This is a genomic window from Novilysobacter viscosus (assembly GCF_046600715.1).
Taxonomy (GTDB): Bacteria; Pseudomonadota; Gammaproteobacteria; order Xanthomonadales; family Xanthomonadaceae; genus Lysobacter_C; species Lysobacter_C viscosus.
Genome location: NZ_JBJMAV010000003.1, coordinates 62,141 through 80,357, shown reverse-complemented (window position 1 = coordinate 80,357; position 18,217 = coordinate 62,141). Strand labels below are relative to the sequence as shown.

The 18,217-nt window shown below is 69.8% G+C and carries 12 protein-coding genes; 5 read left to right on the top strand and 7 right to left on the bottom strand.

Annotated features, from left to right (window positions below; translation table 11 throughout):
• Positions 1-38 precede the first annotated feature (38 nt).
• Positions 39-2,708, bottom strand: coding sequence for a pyruvate dehydrogenase (acetyl-transferring), homodimeric type (gene aceE, locus ACJQWL_RS06095; protein WP_411300811.1), 2,670 nt, complete (start codon positions 2,706-2,708; stop codon positions 39-41).
• 504 nt (positions 2,709-3,212) lie between these two features.
• Between aceE and ACJQWL_RS06090 the strand changes: the two genes are divergently transcribed.
• The gene (locus tag ACJQWL_RS06090) at positions 3,213-3,704 is read left to right on the top strand and encodes an REP-associated tyrosine transposase (RefSeq protein WP_330968972.1); all 492 of its coding nucleotides are present in this window, start codon (positions 3,213-3,215) and stop codon (positions 3,702-3,704) included.
• Positions 3,705-4,438: 734 nt separating this feature from the next.
• On the opposite strand, the gene ACJQWL_RS06085 is transcribed toward ACJQWL_RS06090, so the two are convergent.
• From ACJQWL_RS06085 to rsgA, 4 genes are all read right to left on the bottom strand, one after another.
• Positions 4,439-5,422: a glycosyltransferase family 2 protein gene (locus ACJQWL_RS06085; protein WP_330968971.1), complete on the bottom strand. Its 984-nt coding sequence runs from the start codon at positions 5,420-5,422 to the stop codon at positions 4,439-4,441.
• A gap of 19 nt (positions 5,423-5,441) precedes the next feature.
• On the bottom strand, positions 5,442-7,724 hold the full coding sequence (locus ACJQWL_RS06080) for an NADP-dependent malic enzyme (protein ID WP_330968970.1): 2,283 nt from the start codon (positions 7,722-7,724) through the stop codon (positions 5,442-5,444).
• Between the two features lie 1,059 nt (positions 7,725-8,783).
• Positions 8,784-10,049, bottom strand: coding sequence for a flavohemoglobin expression-modulating QEGLA motif protein (locus ACJQWL_RS06075; RefSeq protein ID WP_330968969.1), 1,266 nt, complete (start codon positions 10,047-10,049; stop codon positions 8,784-8,786).
• Positions 10,036-11,172, bottom strand: a complete 1,137-nt coding sequence (rsgA, locus tag ACJQWL_RS06070) for a ribosome small subunit-dependent GTPase A (RefSeq protein WP_330968968.1) — start codon at positions 11,170-11,172, stop codon at positions 10,036-10,038. The genes ACJQWL_RS06075 and rsgA overlap by 14 nt, the downstream gene beginning before the upstream one ends.
• A 193-nt stretch (positions 11,173-11,365) precedes the next feature.
• On the opposite strand from rsgA, the gene ACJQWL_RS06065 reads away from it, so the two are divergent.
• Genes ACJQWL_RS06065 through ACJQWL_RS06055 form a run of 3 tightly spaced genes read left to right on the top strand, consistent with a single transcriptional unit; the run spans position 11,366 to position 14,035 of the window.
• Entirely contained in the window at positions 11,366-12,610 is a 1,245-nt protein-coding gene (locus ACJQWL_RS06065) for an aminotransferase class I/II-fold pyridoxal phosphate-dependent enzyme (protein WP_330968967.1), read from the top strand.
• Entirely contained in the window at positions 12,594-13,328 is a 735-nt protein-coding gene (locus ACJQWL_RS06060) for an SGNH/GDSL hydrolase family protein (RefSeq protein WP_330968966.1), read from the top strand. Before ACJQWL_RS06065 ends, ACJQWL_RS06060 begins: the two co-directional genes overlap by 17 nt.
• 20 nt (positions 13,329-13,348) lie before the next feature.
• Complete coding sequence (locus ACJQWL_RS06055; RefSeq protein WP_330969004.1) at positions 13,349-14,035, top strand: methyltransferase domain-containing protein; 687 nt, start codon at positions 13,349-13,351, stop codon at positions 14,033-14,035.
• 281 nt (positions 14,036-14,316) lie between these two features.
• Here the strand turns inward: ACJQWL_RS06055 and ACJQWL_RS06050 are convergent, their stop codons facing one another.
• Positions 14,317-16,410, bottom strand: a complete 2,094-nt coding sequence (locus ACJQWL_RS06050; protein ID WP_411300810.1) for a prolyl oligopeptidase family serine peptidase — start codon at positions 16,408-16,410, stop codon at positions 14,317-14,319.
• Positions 16,411-16,621: 211 nt separating this feature from the next.
• On the bottom strand, positions 16,622-16,960 hold the full coding sequence (locus tag ACJQWL_RS06045; RefSeq protein WP_330968964.1) for a hypothetical protein: 339 nt from the start codon (positions 16,958-16,960) through the stop codon (positions 16,622-16,624).
• A gap of 328 nt (positions 16,961-17,288) precedes the next feature.
• On the opposite strand from ACJQWL_RS06045, the gene ACJQWL_RS06040 reads away from it, so the two are divergent.
• On the top strand, positions 17,289-17,873 hold the full coding sequence (locus ACJQWL_RS06040; protein WP_330968963.1) for a lipocalin family protein: 585 nt from the start codon (positions 17,289-17,291) through the stop codon (positions 17,871-17,873).
• Positions 17,874-18,217: the final 344 nt, after the last annotated feature.

The following is an 18,217-nucleotide window of genomic DNA, read 5'->3' as shown; positions in this document are numbered from 1 at the left end:
GCGACCAGAGTCGCCCTTTAAGTAGCACTTCAATGTTGTTACACCCCAATTGGATTCGGCTTCTCCGAATCAATCTTGTACTGCTTCACCGCCCTAGCCACGTCCTTCGCGGTCATCTTCCCCTCCGCCGCCAGCGCTTCGATCGCCGCCTGGGCGATGTAGTGGCGGTCCACCTCGAAGTGGCGACGTAGGTTGGCTCGGGTATCGGAGCGGCCGAAGCCGTCGGTACCCAGCACGGTGTAGCGCATCGGCAAGAACTCGCGGATCTGGTCGGCATACACGCGGATGTAGTCGGTGGCGGCGATTGCCGGGCCCTGCTGCTTTTCCAGCAGCTGGGTCACATACGGCTTGCGCGGTGACTTGGCCTCGGGGTGCAGGCGGTTGTGGCGGATGGCGTCCACGCCGTCGCGGGCCAGCTCGTTGAAGCTGGGGCAGGACCAGATGTCGGCGGTTACGCCGAAGTCCTTGTCGAGGAGGTCTGCGGCGGCGATGGCCTCGCGCAGGATGGTGCCGCTGCCCAGCAGCTGCACGCGCAGCTCGCCCTTCTTGGCCTTGCCGGCGTCCTTCAGCAGGTACATGCCCTTGATGATCCCCTCGGCGCTGCCTTCGGGCATGTCGGGGTGGGCGTAGTTCTCGTTCATCAGGGTGACGTAGTAGTACTCGTCCACCTGCTCGGCCAGCATGCGCTGCATGCCGTGCTGGATGATGGTCACCACTTCGTAGCTGAAGGTGGGGTCGTAGCTGCGGCAGTTGGGGATGAGGCCGGCCTGCACCATGCCGTGGCCGTCCTCGTGCTGCAGGCCTTCGCCGTTGAGCGTGGTGCGCCCGGCGGTGGCGCCCAGCAGGAAGCCGCGCGCGCGCATGTCGGCGGCCTGCCAGGCGGAGTCGCCGATGCGCTGGAAGCCGAACATCGAGTAGTAGATGTAGAACGGCAGCATCTGCAGGTTGTTGGTGCTGTAGCTGGTGGCGGCGGCCATCCAGCTGGCGAACGCACCGGCCTCGGTGATGCCCTCTTCCAGCACCTGGCCGGCGGCGTCCTCGCGGTAGTACATCAGCTGGTCGCGGTCGACCGGCTTGTACTGCTGGCCCTTGGGCGAGTAGATGCCCAGCTGGCGGAACAGGCCTTCCATGCCGAAGGTGCGGGCCTCGTCGGCGACGATGGGGACCACGCGCGGGCCCACCTGCTTGTCGCGCAGGGTGATGTTGAGCATCTGCACGAAGGCCATGGTGGTGCTGATCTCGCGCTCGCCGGTGGCCTTGAGCAGGCGCTCGTAGGTGTCCAGCGCGGGCACCTGCAGCGACTCGCTGGCCTTGCGGCGGCGCTGCGGCAGGAAGCCGCCCAGTTCCTCGCGGCGCGCGAGCATGTACTGGACTTCCTCGGAGTCCTTGCCCGGGTGGTAGAACGGCACCGCGCCGTCTTCCAGCTGCTCGTCGGTCACCGGGATGCGGAAGCGGTCGCGGAAGGCGCGCACCGCCTCGTCGTCCATCTTCTTGGTGCCGTGGGTGGGGTTGAGCGACTCGCCCGAGGCGCCCATGCCGTAGCCCTTGACCGTCTTGGCCAGCACGACGGTGGGCATGCCCTGGGTGGTGCTGGCCTCGTGGTAGGCGGCGTAGACCTTGTGCGGGTCGTGGCCGCCGCGGTTGAGGCGCCAGATGTCCTCGTCCGACAGGTTGGCCACCAGCTGCGCGGTCTCGGGGTACTTGCCGAAGAAGTGCTCGCGCGTGTAGGCGCCGCCGAAAGCCTTGCAGTTCTGGTATTCGCCGTCGACGGTTTCCATCATCAGCTGGCGCAGCTTGCCGGTGGTGTCGCGCGCCAGCAGCGGGTCCCAGTAGCTGCCCCAGATGGTCTTGATGACGTTCCAGCCGGCGCCGCGGAACTGGCCTTCCAGCTCCTGGATGATCTTGCCGTTGCCGCGCACCGGCCCGTCCAGGCGCTGCAGGTTGCAGTTGACGACGAAGATCAGGTTGTCCAGGCCTTCGCGGCCGGCCACGGAGATGGCGCCGAGGGATTCGGGCTCGTCGGTTTCGCCGTCGCCCAGGAAGCACCACACCTTGCGGTCGGTCTTGGGCATCAGCCCGCGCGCTTCCAGGTACTTCCAGTTGCGGGCCTGGTAGATGGCGGCGATCGGGCCCAGGCCCATCGACACGGTGGGCACCTGCCAGTAGTCGGGCATCAGCCACGGGTGCGGGTAGGAGCTGATGCCGCGGCCGTCGACCTCCATGCGGAAGTTGTCGAGCTGGTCCTCGGTGAGGCGCCCTTCCAGGAAGCTGCGCGCGTAGATGCCGGGGGACGAGTGGCCCTGGATGCCGATGAGGTCGCCGGGGTGCTCGTCGGAGGGCGCGCGCCAGAAGTGGTTGAAGCCCACGTCGTACAGGGTGGCCGCCGAGGCGAAGCTGGCGATGTGCCCGCCCAGGTCGCCGGGCTTGCGGTTGGCGCGCACCACCATGGCCATGGCGTTCCAGCGGATCAGCGAGCGGATCCGCCATTCCATTGCGTGGTCGCCGGGGCACTTGGCCTCCAGGTGCGGCGGGATGGTGTTGATGTATTCGGTGGTCGGCGCGAACGGCAGGTGGGCGCCGGCGCGGCGGGTGACCTCGACCATGCCCTGCAGCAGCTGGTGGGCGCGCTCGGCGCCGTCACGGGCGATGACGGCCTGGACCGACTCGACCCATTCCTGGGTTTCGGTGGGGTCCGGATCGTTCTGCATCAGGTCGTCGAACGGGCTCTGGTACGTCGTGGTCATGCGCCTCGCGGCCCCGTGGCCGCGCCTCGTTGTCGATGGGGGAAATAGGGGTGGATTCTAGCAGCGGGGTTGGGGGTGGCTTTGGGGTGGGATGCGGCGGTTTGGAGGCCGGGACGAGGCAGGGAACGTACGTGGGCGTGTGGTGGTTGCCCCTGTAGGAGCGACGTGAGTCGCGATCATGGGGTGGCGGTGTTGGGTTGTGGGATGGGGGTCGCGACTTGCGTCGCTCCGACAAGAGGGGGTGCGGGTATGCAGCGGTTGGGTGGAGCGGGAGGGTGTCGGCTTCTCTGCGTGACTGCGCCGGTTGGGGGTCTTCCGCTTGCGGACGTCGGGTTCGCGACTTACGTCGCTCCTACAAAGGGGGGGGCTTTCATTTTGTAGGAGCGACGTGAGTCGCGACCGAACCCCACGCGCCGGCGGGGCATCGTCTGACTGCGGCCATGCGGCGGCCGGCGGCATCGTCGCGGCATGTCCAACGCCATCCACCGCCCTGGCCATGTCGCCCTGCGCCGGGGGCGTGTCTCGCTGCCCGGTCAGGTCTACCTGGTGACCTTCACGACGGAGGCGCGGCGGCCCTTGTTCGCGCGGTTCTGGACCGGTGCCGTGGCGTCGGCCGCGATGGTGGATGGGCGGCTGTGGCGTGACGCACGGCTGCTGGCGTGGGTGCTGATGCCGGATCACTGGCACGGGTTGATCGAGCTGGGGTCACGGGATTCCCTCGGCCAGGTGGTGCAACGGCTGAAGGTGAACAGTGCACGGCGCGTACGTGCCGGGGCGGGCGTGCAGTGCCGGGTATGGGCGCGTGGGTTCCACGACCATGGGCTGCGGCAGGAGGAAGGCCTTAGGAATGCCGCGCGGTACGTCGTGGGCAATCCGATCCGGGCGGGGCTGGTGGAGCGTGCCGGCGATTACCCGTTCTGGGGTGCGAATTGGGTCAATAGCGACGCGCCGCCGTTGTAGGAGCGACGTGAGTCGCGATTCGAAGACGTCCGGGGTTGAGCGTTCGCGACTTACGTCGCTCCTACAGGAAGCAGGGGTCGCCTGGCGGGGTAGGAGCGGCGTGAGTCGCGATTCGAAGACGTCCGGAGGTTGCGCGTTCGCGACTTACGTCGCTCCTACAAGGAGCAGGGGTCGCCTGGCGGGGTAGGAGCGGCGTGAGTCGCGATTCGAAGACGTCCGGAGGTTGCGCGTTCGCGACTTACGTCGCTCCTACAGGAAGCAGGGGTCGCCTGGCGGGGTAGGAGAGACGTGAGTCGCGATTCGAAGACGTCCGGAGGTTGCGCGGTCGCGACTTACGTCGCTCCTACAAGGAGCAGGGGTCGCCTGGCCGGGTAGGAGCGGCGTGAGTCGCGATTCGAAACGTTCCGGAGGCGGCGCGGTCGCGACTTACGTCGCTCCTACAAGGAGCAGGGGTCGCCTGGCGGGGTAGGAGCGACGTGAGTCGCGATTCGAAGACGTCCGGAGGTTGCGCGGTCGCGACTTACGTCGCTCCTACATGAAGCAGGGGTCGCCTGGCGGGGTGGGAGCGACGTGAGTCGCGATTCGAAACCTTCCGGAGGCAGCGCGGTCGCGACTTACGTCGCTCCTACATGAAGCAGGGGTCGCCTGGCGGGGTAGGAGCGACGTGAGTCGCGATTCGAAACCTTCCGGAGGCAGCGCGGTCGCGACTTACGTCGCTCCTACAAAAAGCTACGTCACTTGCCGCCGAACCACTTGCGCGGGAGCAGCAGCTTGACGGCGCGTTCGGCGCTCTTGCGGCGCAGGCCGGGGCGGACGAGGCCTTGCCAGAGCGGGGCGATCCACTCGTGGCGGGGGCGTTCGAGGATCGCTTCACGCTGGTCCGCTTCCAGGCGGTACATGCGGGCGACCTGGCGAGCGGCGCGCAGGTGGGCGGGGTCGATCGCGGCACCCTCCTCCACCACCCGGGCGATGGCGCCATCCAGGTCGTCGGCCACGTCGCGGTACATCCGCAGCAGGCGGCGGTAGCGGCGCTGGAAGGCCTTCTGGCTGCCGTCGCCCTTGGCGAACACCCAGCTGCTGAGGTTGCCGGCGCCGACGGTGTAGCGCAGCAGGCGGTCGGGCAGTTGCACGCCGCGGCCGAGCAGCGCGCCGCGCATGGTCAGGGCGTTGTCCTCGACGCGCGCGTGCAGTGGGCCGATGCGGTCGAACACCTCCCGCCGCCACGCCATCGACGCGCCGAGCAGGGTGGTGAAGCGGCCTGCCCGGGCGAAGTGGCGGATGTCGAAGTCATCGGGCACGCGGGCACGGCCCGGGCCGAGGTCGTTGCCGTCGTCGTCGACCTTGTCGTACCCGCTGCCGGCGACCATCACCCGCGGGTCGGCGTCGAACGCGGCCAGCAGCCGTTCCACGCGCTGCGGGTAGGACACGTCGTCGCCGGCCATCTGCACGACCACGTCGGTGTCGACCTCGCCCATGCGCAGCGACAGGTGCGCGCCCAGGCCGAGGTTGCCGGGGTTGCGCACCGCGCGGACCTGGTGGGGGCCGTGGTCGGTATCGAGCGCGTGCTGGATGCTCGCCCACGAATCATCCGGGGAAGCATCGTCGGACACCACGATGCGGCACGGCACGGTCTGCGCCAGCGCACCGGCGATCGCCGCGCCCACGCGGCCACCGGTGTTGTAGTTCAACAGCAGTACGGTGGCGCGCGGCGCGGTCATGCGCGTGCGGTGGCGGCGGTCAGCCGCCGAACGCAGCGCGGATCTGCGCGTCGACGGCGGCGATCGCGGTCATGTTGATCACCCGGCGCGGGGTCGCGTCGGGGGTCAGGATGTGCGCCGACTTGTCCAGGCCCATCAGGATCGGGCCCAGTGCGACGCCATCGGTCATCACCCGGATCATGTTGTAGGTGATGTTGGCCGCGTCCAGGTTGGGCATGACGAACAGGTTGGCGCGGCCGCGCAGGGTGGTGTTGGGGAAGATGCGCTTGCGCACGCTCTCGTGCCAGGCGCTGTCGGCCATCATCTCGCCGTCGACCTCCAGCCGCGGCACGCGCTTGGCCAGGATCTCGCGGACGCGGCGCATCTTGGCCGCGCTGGGGTTGTCGTGGCTGCCGAAGTTGGAGTGCGACAGCAGCGCCACCTTGGGCTCGACGCCGAACAGCTTGAGCCGGTAGCTGGCCTGCAGCGTGGCCTCGGCGATCTGCTCGGCGGACGGGTCAAGCTGGACGTGGGTGTCGAGGAAGAACCACGCGCCCTGGTCGTTGATCACCCCGGTCATCGCGGCGGTGCCGTGCACGCCGGGGTCGAAGTCGAACACGCTGCGCAGGTAGCCGAGCTTCTTGTGGAAGCGCCCGACCACGCCGCAGATCATCGCGTCGGCTTCGCCGCGCTCGACCATCAACGCGGCGATCAGGGTCGGGCGCGAGCGCAGCAGGTTCTTGGCCGCGGCCGGGGTGACGCCACGGCGCTCGGTCAGTGCGTGGTACTGCTGCCAGTAGTCGTTGAAGCGCGGGTCGTCGTTGATGTTGGTCAGCTCGACGTCGACCCCGATGCGCATGCGCAGGCCGAGGCGGTCGATGCGGGTCTGGATGACGTCGGGGCGCCCGATCAGGATCGGCGTGGCCATGCCTTCGTCGATCACCGTCTGCACCGCGCGCAGCACGGTTTCCTCTTCGCCCTCGGCATACACCACGCGCTTGCGGTCGGCGCGCGCGCGGTCGTAGACCGGCTTCATCAGCAGCCCGGTGCGGTGGATGAACTGCCCGAGCGTCTCCAGGTAGGTCTCCATGTCGGTGATGGGACGCGTGGCGATGCCCGAGTCCATCGCCGCGCGGGCCACGGCCGGGGCCAGCATCACCAGCAGGCGCGGGTCGAACGGGCGCGGGATCAGGTAGTCCGGGCCGAAGGTGGGGATCTCGCTGCCGTAGGCGCTGGCCAGGTCACCGGCTTCCATCCGCGCCAGTTGCGCGATGGCGCGCACGCAGGCCAGCTTCATCGCCTCGTTGATGCCGGTGGCACCGACGTCCAGCGCGCCGCGGAAGATGTACGGGAAGCACAGCGCGTTGTTGACCTGGTTGGGATAGTCGCTGCGCCCGGTGGCGATGATGCAGTCCGGGCGCACGGCCCGGGCGTCCTCGGGCAGGATTTCCGGGTACGGGTTGGCCAGCGCCAGGATGATCGGGCGCTCGGCCATGGTCGCGACCATGTCGGGCTTGAGCACGCCGCCGGCGGACAGGCCGAGGAAGATGTCGGCGCCCTCGACGATGTCGGCCAGCGTGCGCTTGTCGGTGTCGCGGGCGTAGCGGGCCTTGTCCGGATCCAGGTTGGCGCGGCCGGTGTAGAGCGCGCCGTCGCGGTCCACGGCCAGGATGTTCTCGGGCTTCATGCCCAGCGCCACCAGCATGTCCAGGCAGGCGATGCCGGCCGCGCCGGCGCCGGCGGTGGCCAGCTTCACCCGGGCGATGTCCTTGCCGACGATTTCCAGCGCGTTGAGCACCGCGGCGCCGACGATGATGGCGGTACCGTGCTGGTCGTCGTGGAACACCGGGATCTTCATCCGCTCGCGCAGCTTGCGCTCGACGATGAAGCACTCCGGCGCCTTGATGTCCTCCAGGTTGATGCCACCGAAGGTCGGCTCCAGGCTGGCGATGATGTCGACCAGCTTGTCGGGGTCCTTCTCGTCGACTTCGATGTCGAACACATCGATGCCCGCGAACTTCTGGAACAGCACGCCCTTGCCTTCCATCACCGGCTTACCGGCCAACGGCCCGATGTCGCCCAGGCCCAGCACCGCGGTGCCGTTGCTGATCACCGCCACCAGGTTGCCGCGGGCGGTGTAGTCGAAGGCGCTGGTGGGGTCGGCGACGATCGCCTCGCAGGCGTAGGCCACGCCCGGCGAGTACGCCAGGGCGAGGTCGCGCTGGGTCACCATCGGCTTGGTCGCGATGACCTTGATCTTCCCCCGCGGGGCGATGCGGTGGTAGTCGAGCGCGGCTTGCTTGAAATCGTCGGTGTTGGACATCGCGTGGGGTTCCGGCACGGCGGGGGCGGCTCCCGATTCTAACGGAGCCGTCGTAGCCGGCCGGAAAGCCGGTGCGGTGCTCGCGCCACGTGGCGGAGGCAGCGCCCGCGCCCCGTCCCCGCGCCTGAAGGAGCGGCTTCAGCCGCGATAGCGCTCCCCCGGGACCCTTGTAGGAGCGACGTGAGTCGCGAAGGGGGGTCCGGGTGCTTCGCGATTTCCGCCAGGGCGTGCGGGTGCGATCGCGACTTACGTCGCTCCTACAAAGGGTGGGGAGGATTCGGGCGCGAGCGGGTGGGCGCTCTTGTAGGAGCGGCTTCAGGGGTGATCGTGCCGCTCCGGGACCGTTGTAGGAGCGACGTGAGTCGCGAACGGGGTCCGGGCGCGTCGCGATTTCCGCCAGGTCGTGCGGGTGCGATCGCGACTTGCGTCGCTCCTACAAAGGGTGGGGAGGATTCGGGCGCGCGGGCGGGCTGGCGCCCTTGTAGGAGCGGCTGCAGCCGCGATCGTGCTGCCCCGCGACCGTTGTCGGAGCGACGTGAGTCGCGAAGGGGGTCCGGGCGCGTCGCGATTTCTGCCAGGGCGTGCGGGTGGGATCGCGACTTACGTCGCTCCTACAAAGGTTGGGGGGATTCGGGCGCGAGCGGGTGGGCGGCCTTGTAGGAGTGGCTTCAGCGGTGATCGTGCCGCTCCGGGACCGTTGTAGGAGCGACGTGAGTCGCGAACGGGGTCCGGGTGCTTCGCGATTTCTGCCAGGGCGTGCGGGTGCGATCGCGACTTACGTCGCTCCTACAAAGGGTGGGGAGATTTGGACGCCAGCGGGCGGGTGGGCGCCCTTGTAGGAGCGGCTTCAGCCGCGATCGTGCTGCCCCGCGACCGTTGTAGGAGCGACGTGAGTCGCGAAGGGGGTCCGGGTGCTTCGCGATTTCTGCCAGGTCGTGCGGGTGCGATCGCGACTTACGTCGCTCCTACAAGGGCTGGGGGATTTGGGTGGTTGCAGGGGGCGGCTGAAGCCGCTCCTGCAGTGACGCGGCGTTGCGTGCGACGGGTACGGCAGGGGCTTCAGAGGGTCAGGTGGCCGTCGTCGGCGTTGACCGCGTCCAGGCGGATGCGGTTGGCGAACAGGGAGAACGCGAGCATCCCGGCCAGGCCGTTGGCGCGGGTGATCCACGGTGGCATCCAGCGCGCGGGCAGCAGCACGCCGGACTCGAACAGCGGTTCGAAGCGTTGCACGTCGCCCAGGGTCATCTTGCCGGCGAACAGCCAGCGGCAGGTCTGCAGCTTCTGCGCGCGCAGCGCCCAGCGGAAGAAGGTGTGCACGCCGATCAGCCCGCGCAGGTACACCGCGTCCTTGGTGAAGGCCGAGCCGCCGCCGACCGGCACGCCGCGGAACACGCGCTGCGCGGAGGCGAAGCTGTCGACCGGGCTCTGTTCCTCGGCCATGAAATAGTTGAAGACGTCGATGAAGTCGGCGCCGTCCATCGCCATGGCCACCGCCTCGATGCGCAGGCTCAGGCGCTTCATGCGGCCGATGTCGATGCTGCCGGTGATCTGCTCGGCGAAGGTCGCCAGCCCTTCCTGGGTTTCGGTGACCCGCGGCGACGGCAGCGCCAGGCTGGGCAGCACCGGCTGCTCGCGGCCGTTGAGCGCGGTCAGCGAGTGCACGAACGCTTCGTGCTGCAGCAGCTGGTCGCGGTCGTAGTCGCTGAAGGCGGCGCCGTCGCGCAGGCGGATGCGGGTGGCGCCGGCGGCGGCCTTGGCGATCAGGTTGGGATCGAGCACCACGTCGATGACGCGGCCGTCGAAGAAGCTGTCCAGGTCGCGCTGCAGCTGCAGCTGCAGGGCGATGGCCGAGATCGAGATGTGCTCGGCCGGGGCCATCAGCTCGTGGTCGAGTTCGTCGGCAATGGAGATGAAGTGGCGGGCGGCGTCGCGCGTGGTCGGGCCGTTGCCGGGCAGCGGTTCGTCGGGGCGGCCGTACAGGCGCACCGAATGCACGGTGACCGCGGTGGTGCCCAGGCATTCCAGCAGCGCCGCGGCCTCGTCCCAGCTGGCGGTGGATTCGACCAGGTAGTGGCCCAGCGGGTGGCCGGGGTCGGCCGCCGCGGCGATGGCCGAGAGTTCGCGCCGCACCGGGGCGAAGTCGTGGCGCGGGTACTCCACCACCGGCAGCACCGCGTTGCCGGCGGCATGCGCGGCCAAGAAGCGCCGTTCGACCTCGGCCGGCCAGCTGGTCAGGGTGAGCAGCTTGATGTCGCGCACGGCCGCGACCATGCGCGCATCCAGCGCGGCGTGGTGGGCGACGTCCGGGGCGTCAGCGCTTCCCATGGCGGTCGCTGGGGCGGGCGCCGCTGGTGCGCGACTGGGACTTGTCGTCGGCCGCCTCGGCGCGGCGCTGCGCCAGCCGGCCGGCGGCGCCGGCCACTTCGTCGCCCAGCTTGCGGTAGTTGGCGTAGCGCTGCGGGTCCAGGGTGCCGGCCTTGATCGCCGCCTGCACCGCGCAGCCGGGTTCGCGGTCATGCACGCAGTCGCGGAAGCGGCACTGCGCGGCGAGCGCCTCGACGTCGCCGAAGCTCTCGGCCACGTCCTCCTCGCCGGTCGGCTTGAGCTCGCGCATGCCCGGGGTGTCGATCATGCAGGCGCCGGAGGGCAGCGGGATCAGCGCGCGGTGGGTGGTGGTGTGGCGGCCGCGCGAGTCACTGCCGCGCACCTCGCCGGTCTTCATCCGCTCGATGCCCAGCAGGCTGTTGGTGAGGGTGGACTTGCCGGCCCCCGACGAGCCGACCAGCACCACGGTGCGGCCCGGCCCCAGCCAGGGATTGAGCGTGGCGACCGAATCGGCGTCGCGCGCATTGACGGTGCGCACCGCCACGCCCTGCTCCGCCAGTTCGGCCAGCGCCGCGACCGCGCCGGGCAGCGCGTCGGCGCCTTCGGCCAGGGCCAGGTCGGCCTTGGTCAACACCACCACCGGTTCGGCGCCGCCGCGGACCAGCAACAGGTAGCGTTCGATCCGGCGCGGGTTGAAGTCCGCGTCCAGCCCGCACACCACGAACACGGTGTCGACGTTGGCCGCGATCAGCTGCTGGCGGTAGTGCTCGCCGGCCGCGCCGCGCTTGATCGACGTCCGCCGCGGCAGCAGCGCGGCGACCTTGCCCGAGGCCAGCGCGCCCTCGACCAGCACCCAGTCGCCCACCGCGGGGCGCTGCTCGGGGTCGACCCCGCCCTTGCGGACGTTCGCCGGGCGCTGCCATTCGGGCAGCGATTCGACCGAATAGGTCTCGCCGCTGGCATCCACAGCGATCTGGTAGCCACTGCGGTGCTGCTCGACGATGCGCGCCGGCCACGTGCCGGGATGCGCGTCCATCAGCGCGTGCCAGGCCTCCACGGTGGGCCGCCCGTCGGGCCGCAGCGGCCAGCCGATGGCCTGGAGGTCGGCGGCGGTGGAGGTCAAAGGCGGGGGCGGGTCTGGGTCATGGCGCCGATTCTAGCCCCGTGCCCCGCCCTGACCGCGGCGATGGCTGGATTGCGCGCGCCGGCACGTTGTGGGGAAACAACGGGCACCCGCGCGCCCGCCGCCGAAACCGCCCCGACGGCGCCCGCGGAATCGGCTAGGCTGCCCGCTCCCGCCGCCACCGCCCTGCCCGATGTCCAGCCTGAAGACCCGCGAACGCCTGTCCGAAGTCCGTTATGAGATCCGCGGCGAGCTGGCGCGGCGGGCACGCGAGCTGGAATCGCAGGGGCGCGAGCTGATCAAGCTCAACATCGGCAACCCGGGTGCGTTCGGGTTCCGTGCGCCCGAGCACCTGCAGCGGGCCATCGCCGACCGCATCGCCGACACCGACCCCTACACCCACCAGCAGGGCCTGCCGGCCGCGCGCGAGGCGATCGCCGCCTTCCACAAGCAGCGGGGCACGCCCAACGCCTCGCCCGAGCGGGTGTTCATCGGCAACGGGGTGAGCGAGCTGATCGACCTGAGCCTGCGCGCGCTGCTCAACCCCGGTGACGAGGTGCTGCTGCCCTCGCCCGACTACCCGCTGTGGTCGGCGGCGACGATCCTCAACGACGGCCGGCCGGTGTACTACCGCTGCACGCGGGAGAACGGCTTCCTGCCCGACCCCGACGAGATCGAGAGGCTGGTCTCGCCGCGCACCCGCGCCATCGTGCTGATCAACCCCAACAACCCGACCGGTGCGGTGTACCCGCGCGAACTGCTGGAGCGCATCGTCGCGATTGCCGCGCGCCACAGGCTGCTGCTGATGAGCGACGAGATCTACGACTCGATCCTCTACGACGGCGCGGTGTTCCAGCCGCTGGCACCGCTGGCCGGCGAAGTCCCGTGCCTGACGTTCGGCGGCCTGAGCAAGGTGCACCGCGCCTGCGGCTGGCGGGTGGGCTGGGCGGTGCTGTCGGGCGATCCGCTGGTGTCGGGCGAGTTCCACCACGCCATGGACCTGCTGGGCGCACTGCGGCTGTGCGCCAACGTGCCGGGGCAGTTCGCGATCGAAGCCGCGCTGCACGGGGACGACACCATCGCGCCGCTGTGCATGGCGGGCGGGCGGCTGCACGAGGCGCGGCGCGCGGTCATCGCCAGCGTCGCGCAGAGCGCGCACCTGTCGCTGGTCGCGCCCGCCGGCGCGCTGTACGCGTTTCCGTCGGTGGTCGGCGCGGCGGCGGCGGGCTTCGACGACCACGCCTTCGCGCTGGAACTGCTGGAAACTCAAGACGTGCTGGTGGTGCCGGGCTCGAGCTTCAACGTGCCTTGGCGCGATCATTTCCGGGTGACCCTGCTGCCCGAACCCGACCAGCTGCGCGAGGTGTTCCAGCGCATCGACCGCGTGCTGCAGCGCCGCGTCGACGCGGGGGAGAGGCGCCATGCCGCGACGGCCTGACCGCGCCTGCCTGCTGGCCCTGGCGGCGGCGCTCGTGTTGCTGGCATCGGCCTGCACCCCCCTGGGCGGTGGCTCCACCGTCCGCGGCCCCACTCCGGAGAACGACACCGTGGACTACCTGGCCCTGGGCGACAGCTACACCATCGGCGAAGGCGTCGACCCGGACGGCCGCTGGCCGGTTCAGCTGGCGCGGACGCTGCGGGCCGAGGGCGTCGCACTGGGCGACCCGCGCATCATCGCCACCACCGGCTGGACCACCGACGAGCTGTCGCAGGCGATGGACGCGGCCGAACCGCTGGGCCGGTACGGCTTCGTGACCCTGCTGATCGGCGTCAACAACCAGTACCGCGAGCGCAGCCACGCCGAGTACCGCGGCGACTTCCACGACCTGTTGCGGCGGGCGATCGCGCTGGCCGCGGGCGACAGTGGCCGGGTCATGGTGCTGTCGATCCCGGACTGGGGCGTGACCCCGTTCGCCGCCGCCCAGGGGCGCGACCCGGCGCGGATCGCCAGCGACCTGGACGCCTACAACGCGATTGCCGCCGAACTGAGCGCGCAGCACGGGGTGGCCTTCGTCGACATCACCGGGATCAGCCGCGAGCACGGCGCCGACCCGGCGATGCTGGAAGACGACGGCCTGCACCCGTCGGAAAAGATGTACGGGCTGTGGACCCGGGAGGCGCTACCGGTCGCGCGGCGATTGCTCGGCGGCCACTGATGGCCGCCCCGACGCGCCCGTTGGCGCGCGAGCGGGCCAACGCGATCGCCGATGCGTTCCTGCCCGAGCGCTGGCTGGGCAACCGCTGGGACTACTACTACAGCCGCTCCAAGCTGGGCAGCGACCCGCTGTACCCCGGCGTGTGCGATGCGTTGCGTGGCACCACGGCGCCGGTGCTGGACCTGGGCTGCGGGCTGGGATTGCTGGCGCATGCGCTGCGCGCCGAGGGCATCGACCTTGCCTACCGCGGCATCGACAACGACGCCGGCAAGATCCGACGCGCGCGCAGCGCGGTCCAACGCCGGGGCCTGGCCGATGTCGCTTTCGACTGCATCGACCTGGCCGCGCCGGACTTCTGCTGGGGCGCGATCGACCACCGCGGCAGTGTCGCCATCCTGGACGTGTTGCAGTTCGTTCCGCCCCACGCGCAGGACCGCCTGCTGGACGCCGCCGTCGCGATGCTGGCGCCGGGCGGGCGGCTGGTGATCCGCACCGGGCTGGAGGACGGCGGCGGCCGTGCCCGTATCACCCGCGCGGTCGACGTGTTCTCGCGCGTGCTCGGCTGGATGAATGCCGCGCCGCGCCAGTACCCGTCGGAGGCCGCCCTGCGCGCCCGCTTCGACGGCGCGGGCCTGGTGTCGGAATTCACCCCGCTGTACGGCAACACCCCGTTCAACAACTGGCGGGTGGTGGCGGAACGACGCTGAGCGGCCAGGTGGTTGACGACGCGCCGTTGCAGGAGCGGCTTCAGCCGCGATCGGGATGCGACGCGCCCTGCATGCCCCCGCTGTTCGCGGCTTAAGCCGCTCCTACAGAAGTACCCGCTACCCGGGGATCGGCGTACGGGCATGTGCCGGCTCGTCCGATCCTTCGCGCTCCACTGCGGATCCGGGGTGCCTGCCCTCGCAGTGGCAAATAGCCGCAACGAAACAAGGGCGCCTTGCGGCGCCCCTGGTCGTGTTGCGTCCACGATGTCACCGCATGCGGCTTACTCGCTCAGTTCGTTCCACAGGAACGTGTACGCCATTGCGTTCATGTGCGCGGCCTGCGCGTTGTTGGCGGCGCCACCGTGGCCGCCTTCGATGTTCTCGTAGTAGCGCACGTCCTTGTCGGCCTCCAGCATCCTGGCCATCATCTTGCGGGCGTGGCCGGGGTGCACCCGGTCGTCGCGCGTGGAGGTCATGAACAGCGTTGGCGGGTAGTCCTGCTGCGCGTCGAACAGGTGGTACGGCGAGAAGGTGCGGATGAACTCCCATTCCTCCGGCTTGTCGGGGTTGCCGTACTCGGCCATCCACGACGCGCCCGCCAGCAGCTTGTGGTAGCGCTGCATGTCCAGCAGCGGCACCTGCACGACCACGGCGCCGAACAGGTCCGGGTACTGGGTCAGCATGTTGCCGGTGAGCAGGCCGCCGTTGCTGCCGCCCTGGATGCCCAGGTGCTCGGGCGAGGTGACCTTGCGCGCGACCAGGTCGCGGGCGACCGCGGCGAAGTCCTCGTAGGCCTTGTAGCGGTTGGCCTTGAGCGCGGCCTGGTGCCAGCGCGGGCCGTACTCGCCGCCGCCGCGGATGTTGGCCACCGCGTACACGCCGCCCTTTTCCAGCCAGCCCTTGCCGACGCCGCCCGAATAGCCCGGGGTCAGCGAGATCTCGAAGCCGCCGTAGCCGTACAGCAGGGTCGGCGTGCTGCCGTCCAGCACCAGGCCCTTGGGTTGCACCACGAAGTACGGGACCTTGGTGCCGTCCTTGCTGGTGGCGAAGTGCTGGGCGATCTCGTGCGTGGAGGCATCGAAGAACGTCGGCATGGTCTTGAGGACCTCCGGCGCCTGGCCCACTTCGGCCAGCGACAGCGTGGTCGGGGTCAGGTAGTCGGTGGCGGTCAGCCACACCGCGTCGGATTCATCGCTGTCGACCGCCGACACGCCCAGCGTGCCGAAGGCCGGCGCGCCGGTGAACGCGCTGCGGGTCCAGCCGTCCTCTCCCGGGGTCATCACGCTGAGGCGGTTCTTGACGTCCTCCAGCACGTTGAGCACCACGTGGTTGGCCGTCCACGTGTAACCGGCCAGCGAGGTCTTGTCGGTGGGCTCGAACAGCACGTCGAAGTCGCGGCCACCGGCCATGAAGGCATCGAAGTCCGTCGCGATCAGGCTGCCTGCCGGATAGGTGCGGCCGCCGGCCTCATAGGCCTCGCGCAGCTCCAGCACCAGCCAGTCCTTGTGCACGGACTTGTTGGCCGAGTTGGGCGCGTCGATCTTGGTCAACTGGCCGTCGGCGCCGCGCAGGTACAGCTCGTCGTTGTAGAAGGCGATCGTGCGCATCACGAAGTCGCGCTCGTACCCGGGGGTGTGGTCGTGGCCGGCGGCGATGTACATGTCGCCGGGCTGGCCTTCGTACACCACCGTCGCTTCGCTGATCGGCGTGCCGCGCTTCCACTGCTTGACGATGCGCGGGTAGCCCGACTCGGTCATGGTGCCGTCGCCGAAGTCGGTATAGACGTACACCGTGTCGCGGTCGATCCAGCCCAGCCCGCCCTTGGCCTCGTCGCGGAAGAAACCGCCGTCGACCCAGGTCTTGCTGGCGAGGTCGAACTCACGCGTCACGTCGGCGTCGGCGCCACCGCGCGACAGCGCGACCAGGCAGCGCTCGTAATCGGGCTTGAGGCAGTTGGCACCGTGCCAGACCCAGTTCTCGCCTTCGGCCTTGTTCAGCGCATCCAGGTCGATGACGGTTTCCCATTCCGGGCTGTCGGTGCGGTAGGACGCCAGCGTGGTGCGGCGCCAGAGGCCGCGCTCGTGGTTCTTGTCCTTCCAGAAGTTGTAGTAGTAGTCGCCGATCTTCTGCACGCCCGGGATCTTGGCGTCGGAATCGAGGATCGCGAGGATGTCGGCCTCCAGTGCCTTGAAGGCCGGCGTGGCGGCCAGTTCGGCTTCGGACTTCGCGTTCTGCTCGCGTACCCAGGCCAGCGCGGCGTCGGCTTCGACCTCCTCCAGCCAGAGATAGGGATCGGTCGCGGCGGGCTGATTCATGGTGGCGGGCTCATGGGCATGCAGGGCACCCGGGGCGGCGAACGCGGCGGCGGTCGCCATCCCGGCCGACACCAGAAGCGTGCGGCAGGCCTGGGCAAGCGGGGTCTTGGAACGCGCGGACATCGACATCGGCAAGGGTGCTCCGGGGTGAAAGGGGGGTGGTAACGGGTGACAGACGGGTGCGCAGGGCGCAGCGCGCAACGCTAGCACAGGCGTTGAGGGCCGCTGTTTGATCGCAGCGGCCGGCGTTGCTGCTTCGCCTCGACACCCGTCACGCCGCCCGGACCGGCCGCACCGGCGACACCCGCCGTCCACGACGCCGCGCCTGCGGCCCCACCCGCCGCGTCCACGCCGCACCCGTCGCACGCGCCGGGACACCACCCCGGGCGACCGGCAGCGGACACCCGCGCAACGCCCACAACGCCACCGCAGGCATCCCCAGCAGCCACATCGGCAGCCAACCCAGCGCCTCGTGGTGCCCGCGCGCGGCCGGCACCAGCGCCAGCACCACCAGCGAAACCGCCAGCACGTGGCGCAGCACCGCGTCCAGCGTGGCGTGGAGATCCAGCGCGACGGGGGACGAATCGAATCCTGGGTCGGTGCGGTGCATGGCAGGCTCCTGCAGGGGTGTGGAAGGCGGTGGGGTTGCGATGACCGCACTGTCCGCCCGTCCCATCTCACCGACTGCGACCCTGCATCGGCGGACGGACGCGATGCCTTCCTGTAGGAGCGACGTGGGTCGGGAACGGCGCAGTGGTTGAGGGTTCGATCGCGACTCACGTCGCTCCTACAAAGGGGGTGGGCGGACGGCGGATGGCGGGGGGCCGCGGGTCGCGTCTTGACGCGGTGCTGCGCGGTGGCCTGCCACGGTGCGCGGGTTGCCTCCGGCCGCCGCCCGGGCACGTACTTCTCCCAGCCCGCGTACACAGGAGTCCCTGATGACCCGTCCCCGTCGCCCCGTCCGTACCCTGGCCCTGGCCGGTGTCGGCCTGTCGCTGCTCGCGGCCTGCGCCACCGGCACCGCGCCGGGCACCGCGGCCCGCGCGCCGATCGACCTGCCGCGCTTCATGGGCACCTGGCACGTCATCGCCCACGTGCCCTACTTCGCCGAGCGGGGTCACGTGGCCAGTACCGACACCTACACCCTGCGGCCCGATGGCGGCATCGACGTGCGCTACACCTACCGCACCGGCTTCGACCAGCCGGTGCAGACGTTCGACTCGCGCGCCACGGTCAAGGACGGCACCGGCAACCGCGAATGGACGACGTGGTTCTTCCGCTTCATCCCGACCAAGTTCCGCATCCTGGAAGTGGGCCCGGACTACGGCTGGGCGTTGATCGACTACCCGGGTCGCGACCTGGCGTGGGTGTTCGCGCGCGAGCCGGTGATGGACGAGGCGACGTACAAGGACCTGGTCAAGCGGATGGACGGGCACGGCGTGGACACCGACAAGCTCTACCGCGTGCCGCAGGTGCGCGAGCAGGTCGGGAAGCTGGGGTTTGCCTATCCGAAGGAGCCTTAGCGGCCGGTTTGGAGCGGCTTCCGTCGCGCGCTCCCCGCACCAGGCGGTGTCGCCAGGCTCGTTGTAGGAGCGACGTAAGTCGCGACCGCCCTGCCCAGGTGGAGATTGGATCGCGACTTACGTCGCTCCTACACGGGCTTGGACGGATCAATCGTGCCTCAAGCCGCGTCTACGTCAGCCATCCCGGTGGAAGGCGCTGTCTACCGCGCCGCGGCAGCGACGCAAGTCGCGACCGCCCTGACCGGGTGGAGATTGGATCGCGACTTACGTCGCTCCTACACGGGCTTGGACGGATCAATCGTGCCTCAAGCCGCGTCTACGTCAGCCATCCCGGTGGAAGGCGT

Excerpts from the sequence above, each read along its gene's own strand:
- aceE (WP_411300811.1), bottom strand. The coding sequence starts at position 2,708 with ATGCAGAACGATCCGGACCCCACCGAAACCCAGGAATGGGTCGAGTCG.
- ACJQWL_RS06090 (WP_330968972.1), top strand. The coding sequence starts at position 3,213 with ATGTCCAACGCCATCCACCGCCCTGGCCATGTCGCCCTGCGCCGGGGG.
- ACJQWL_RS06085 (WP_330968971.1), bottom strand. The coding sequence starts at position 5,422 with ATGACCGCGCCGCGCGCCACCGTACTGCTGTTGAACTACAACACCGGT.
- ACJQWL_RS06080 (WP_330968970.1), bottom strand. The coding sequence starts at position 7,724 with ATGTCCAACACCGACGATTTCAAGCAAGCCGCGCTCGACTACCACCGC.
- ACJQWL_RS06075 (WP_330968969.1), bottom strand. The coding sequence starts at position 10,049 with ATGGGAAGCGCTGACGCCCCGGACGTCGCCCACCACGCCGCGCTGGAT.
- ACJQWL_RS06065 (WP_330968967.1), top strand. The coding sequence starts at position 11,366 with ATGTCCAGCCTGAAGACCCGCGAACGCCTGTCCGAAGTCCGTTATGAG.
- ACJQWL_RS06060 (WP_330968966.1), top strand. The coding sequence starts at position 12,594 with ATGCCGCGACGGCCTGACCGCGCCTGCCTGCTGGCCCTGGCGGCGGCG.
- ACJQWL_RS06050 (WP_411300810.1), bottom strand. The coding sequence starts at position 16,410 with ATGGCGACCGCCGCCGCGTTCGCCGCCCCGGGTGCCCTGCATGCCCAT.
- ACJQWL_RS06045 (WP_330968964.1), bottom strand. The coding sequence starts at position 16,960 with ATGCACCGCACCGACCCAGGATTCGATTCGTCCCCCGTCGCGCTGGAT.
- ACJQWL_RS06040 (WP_330968963.1), top strand. The coding sequence starts at position 17,289 with ATGACCCGTCCCCGTCGCCCCGTCCGTACCCTGGCCCTGGCCGGTGTC.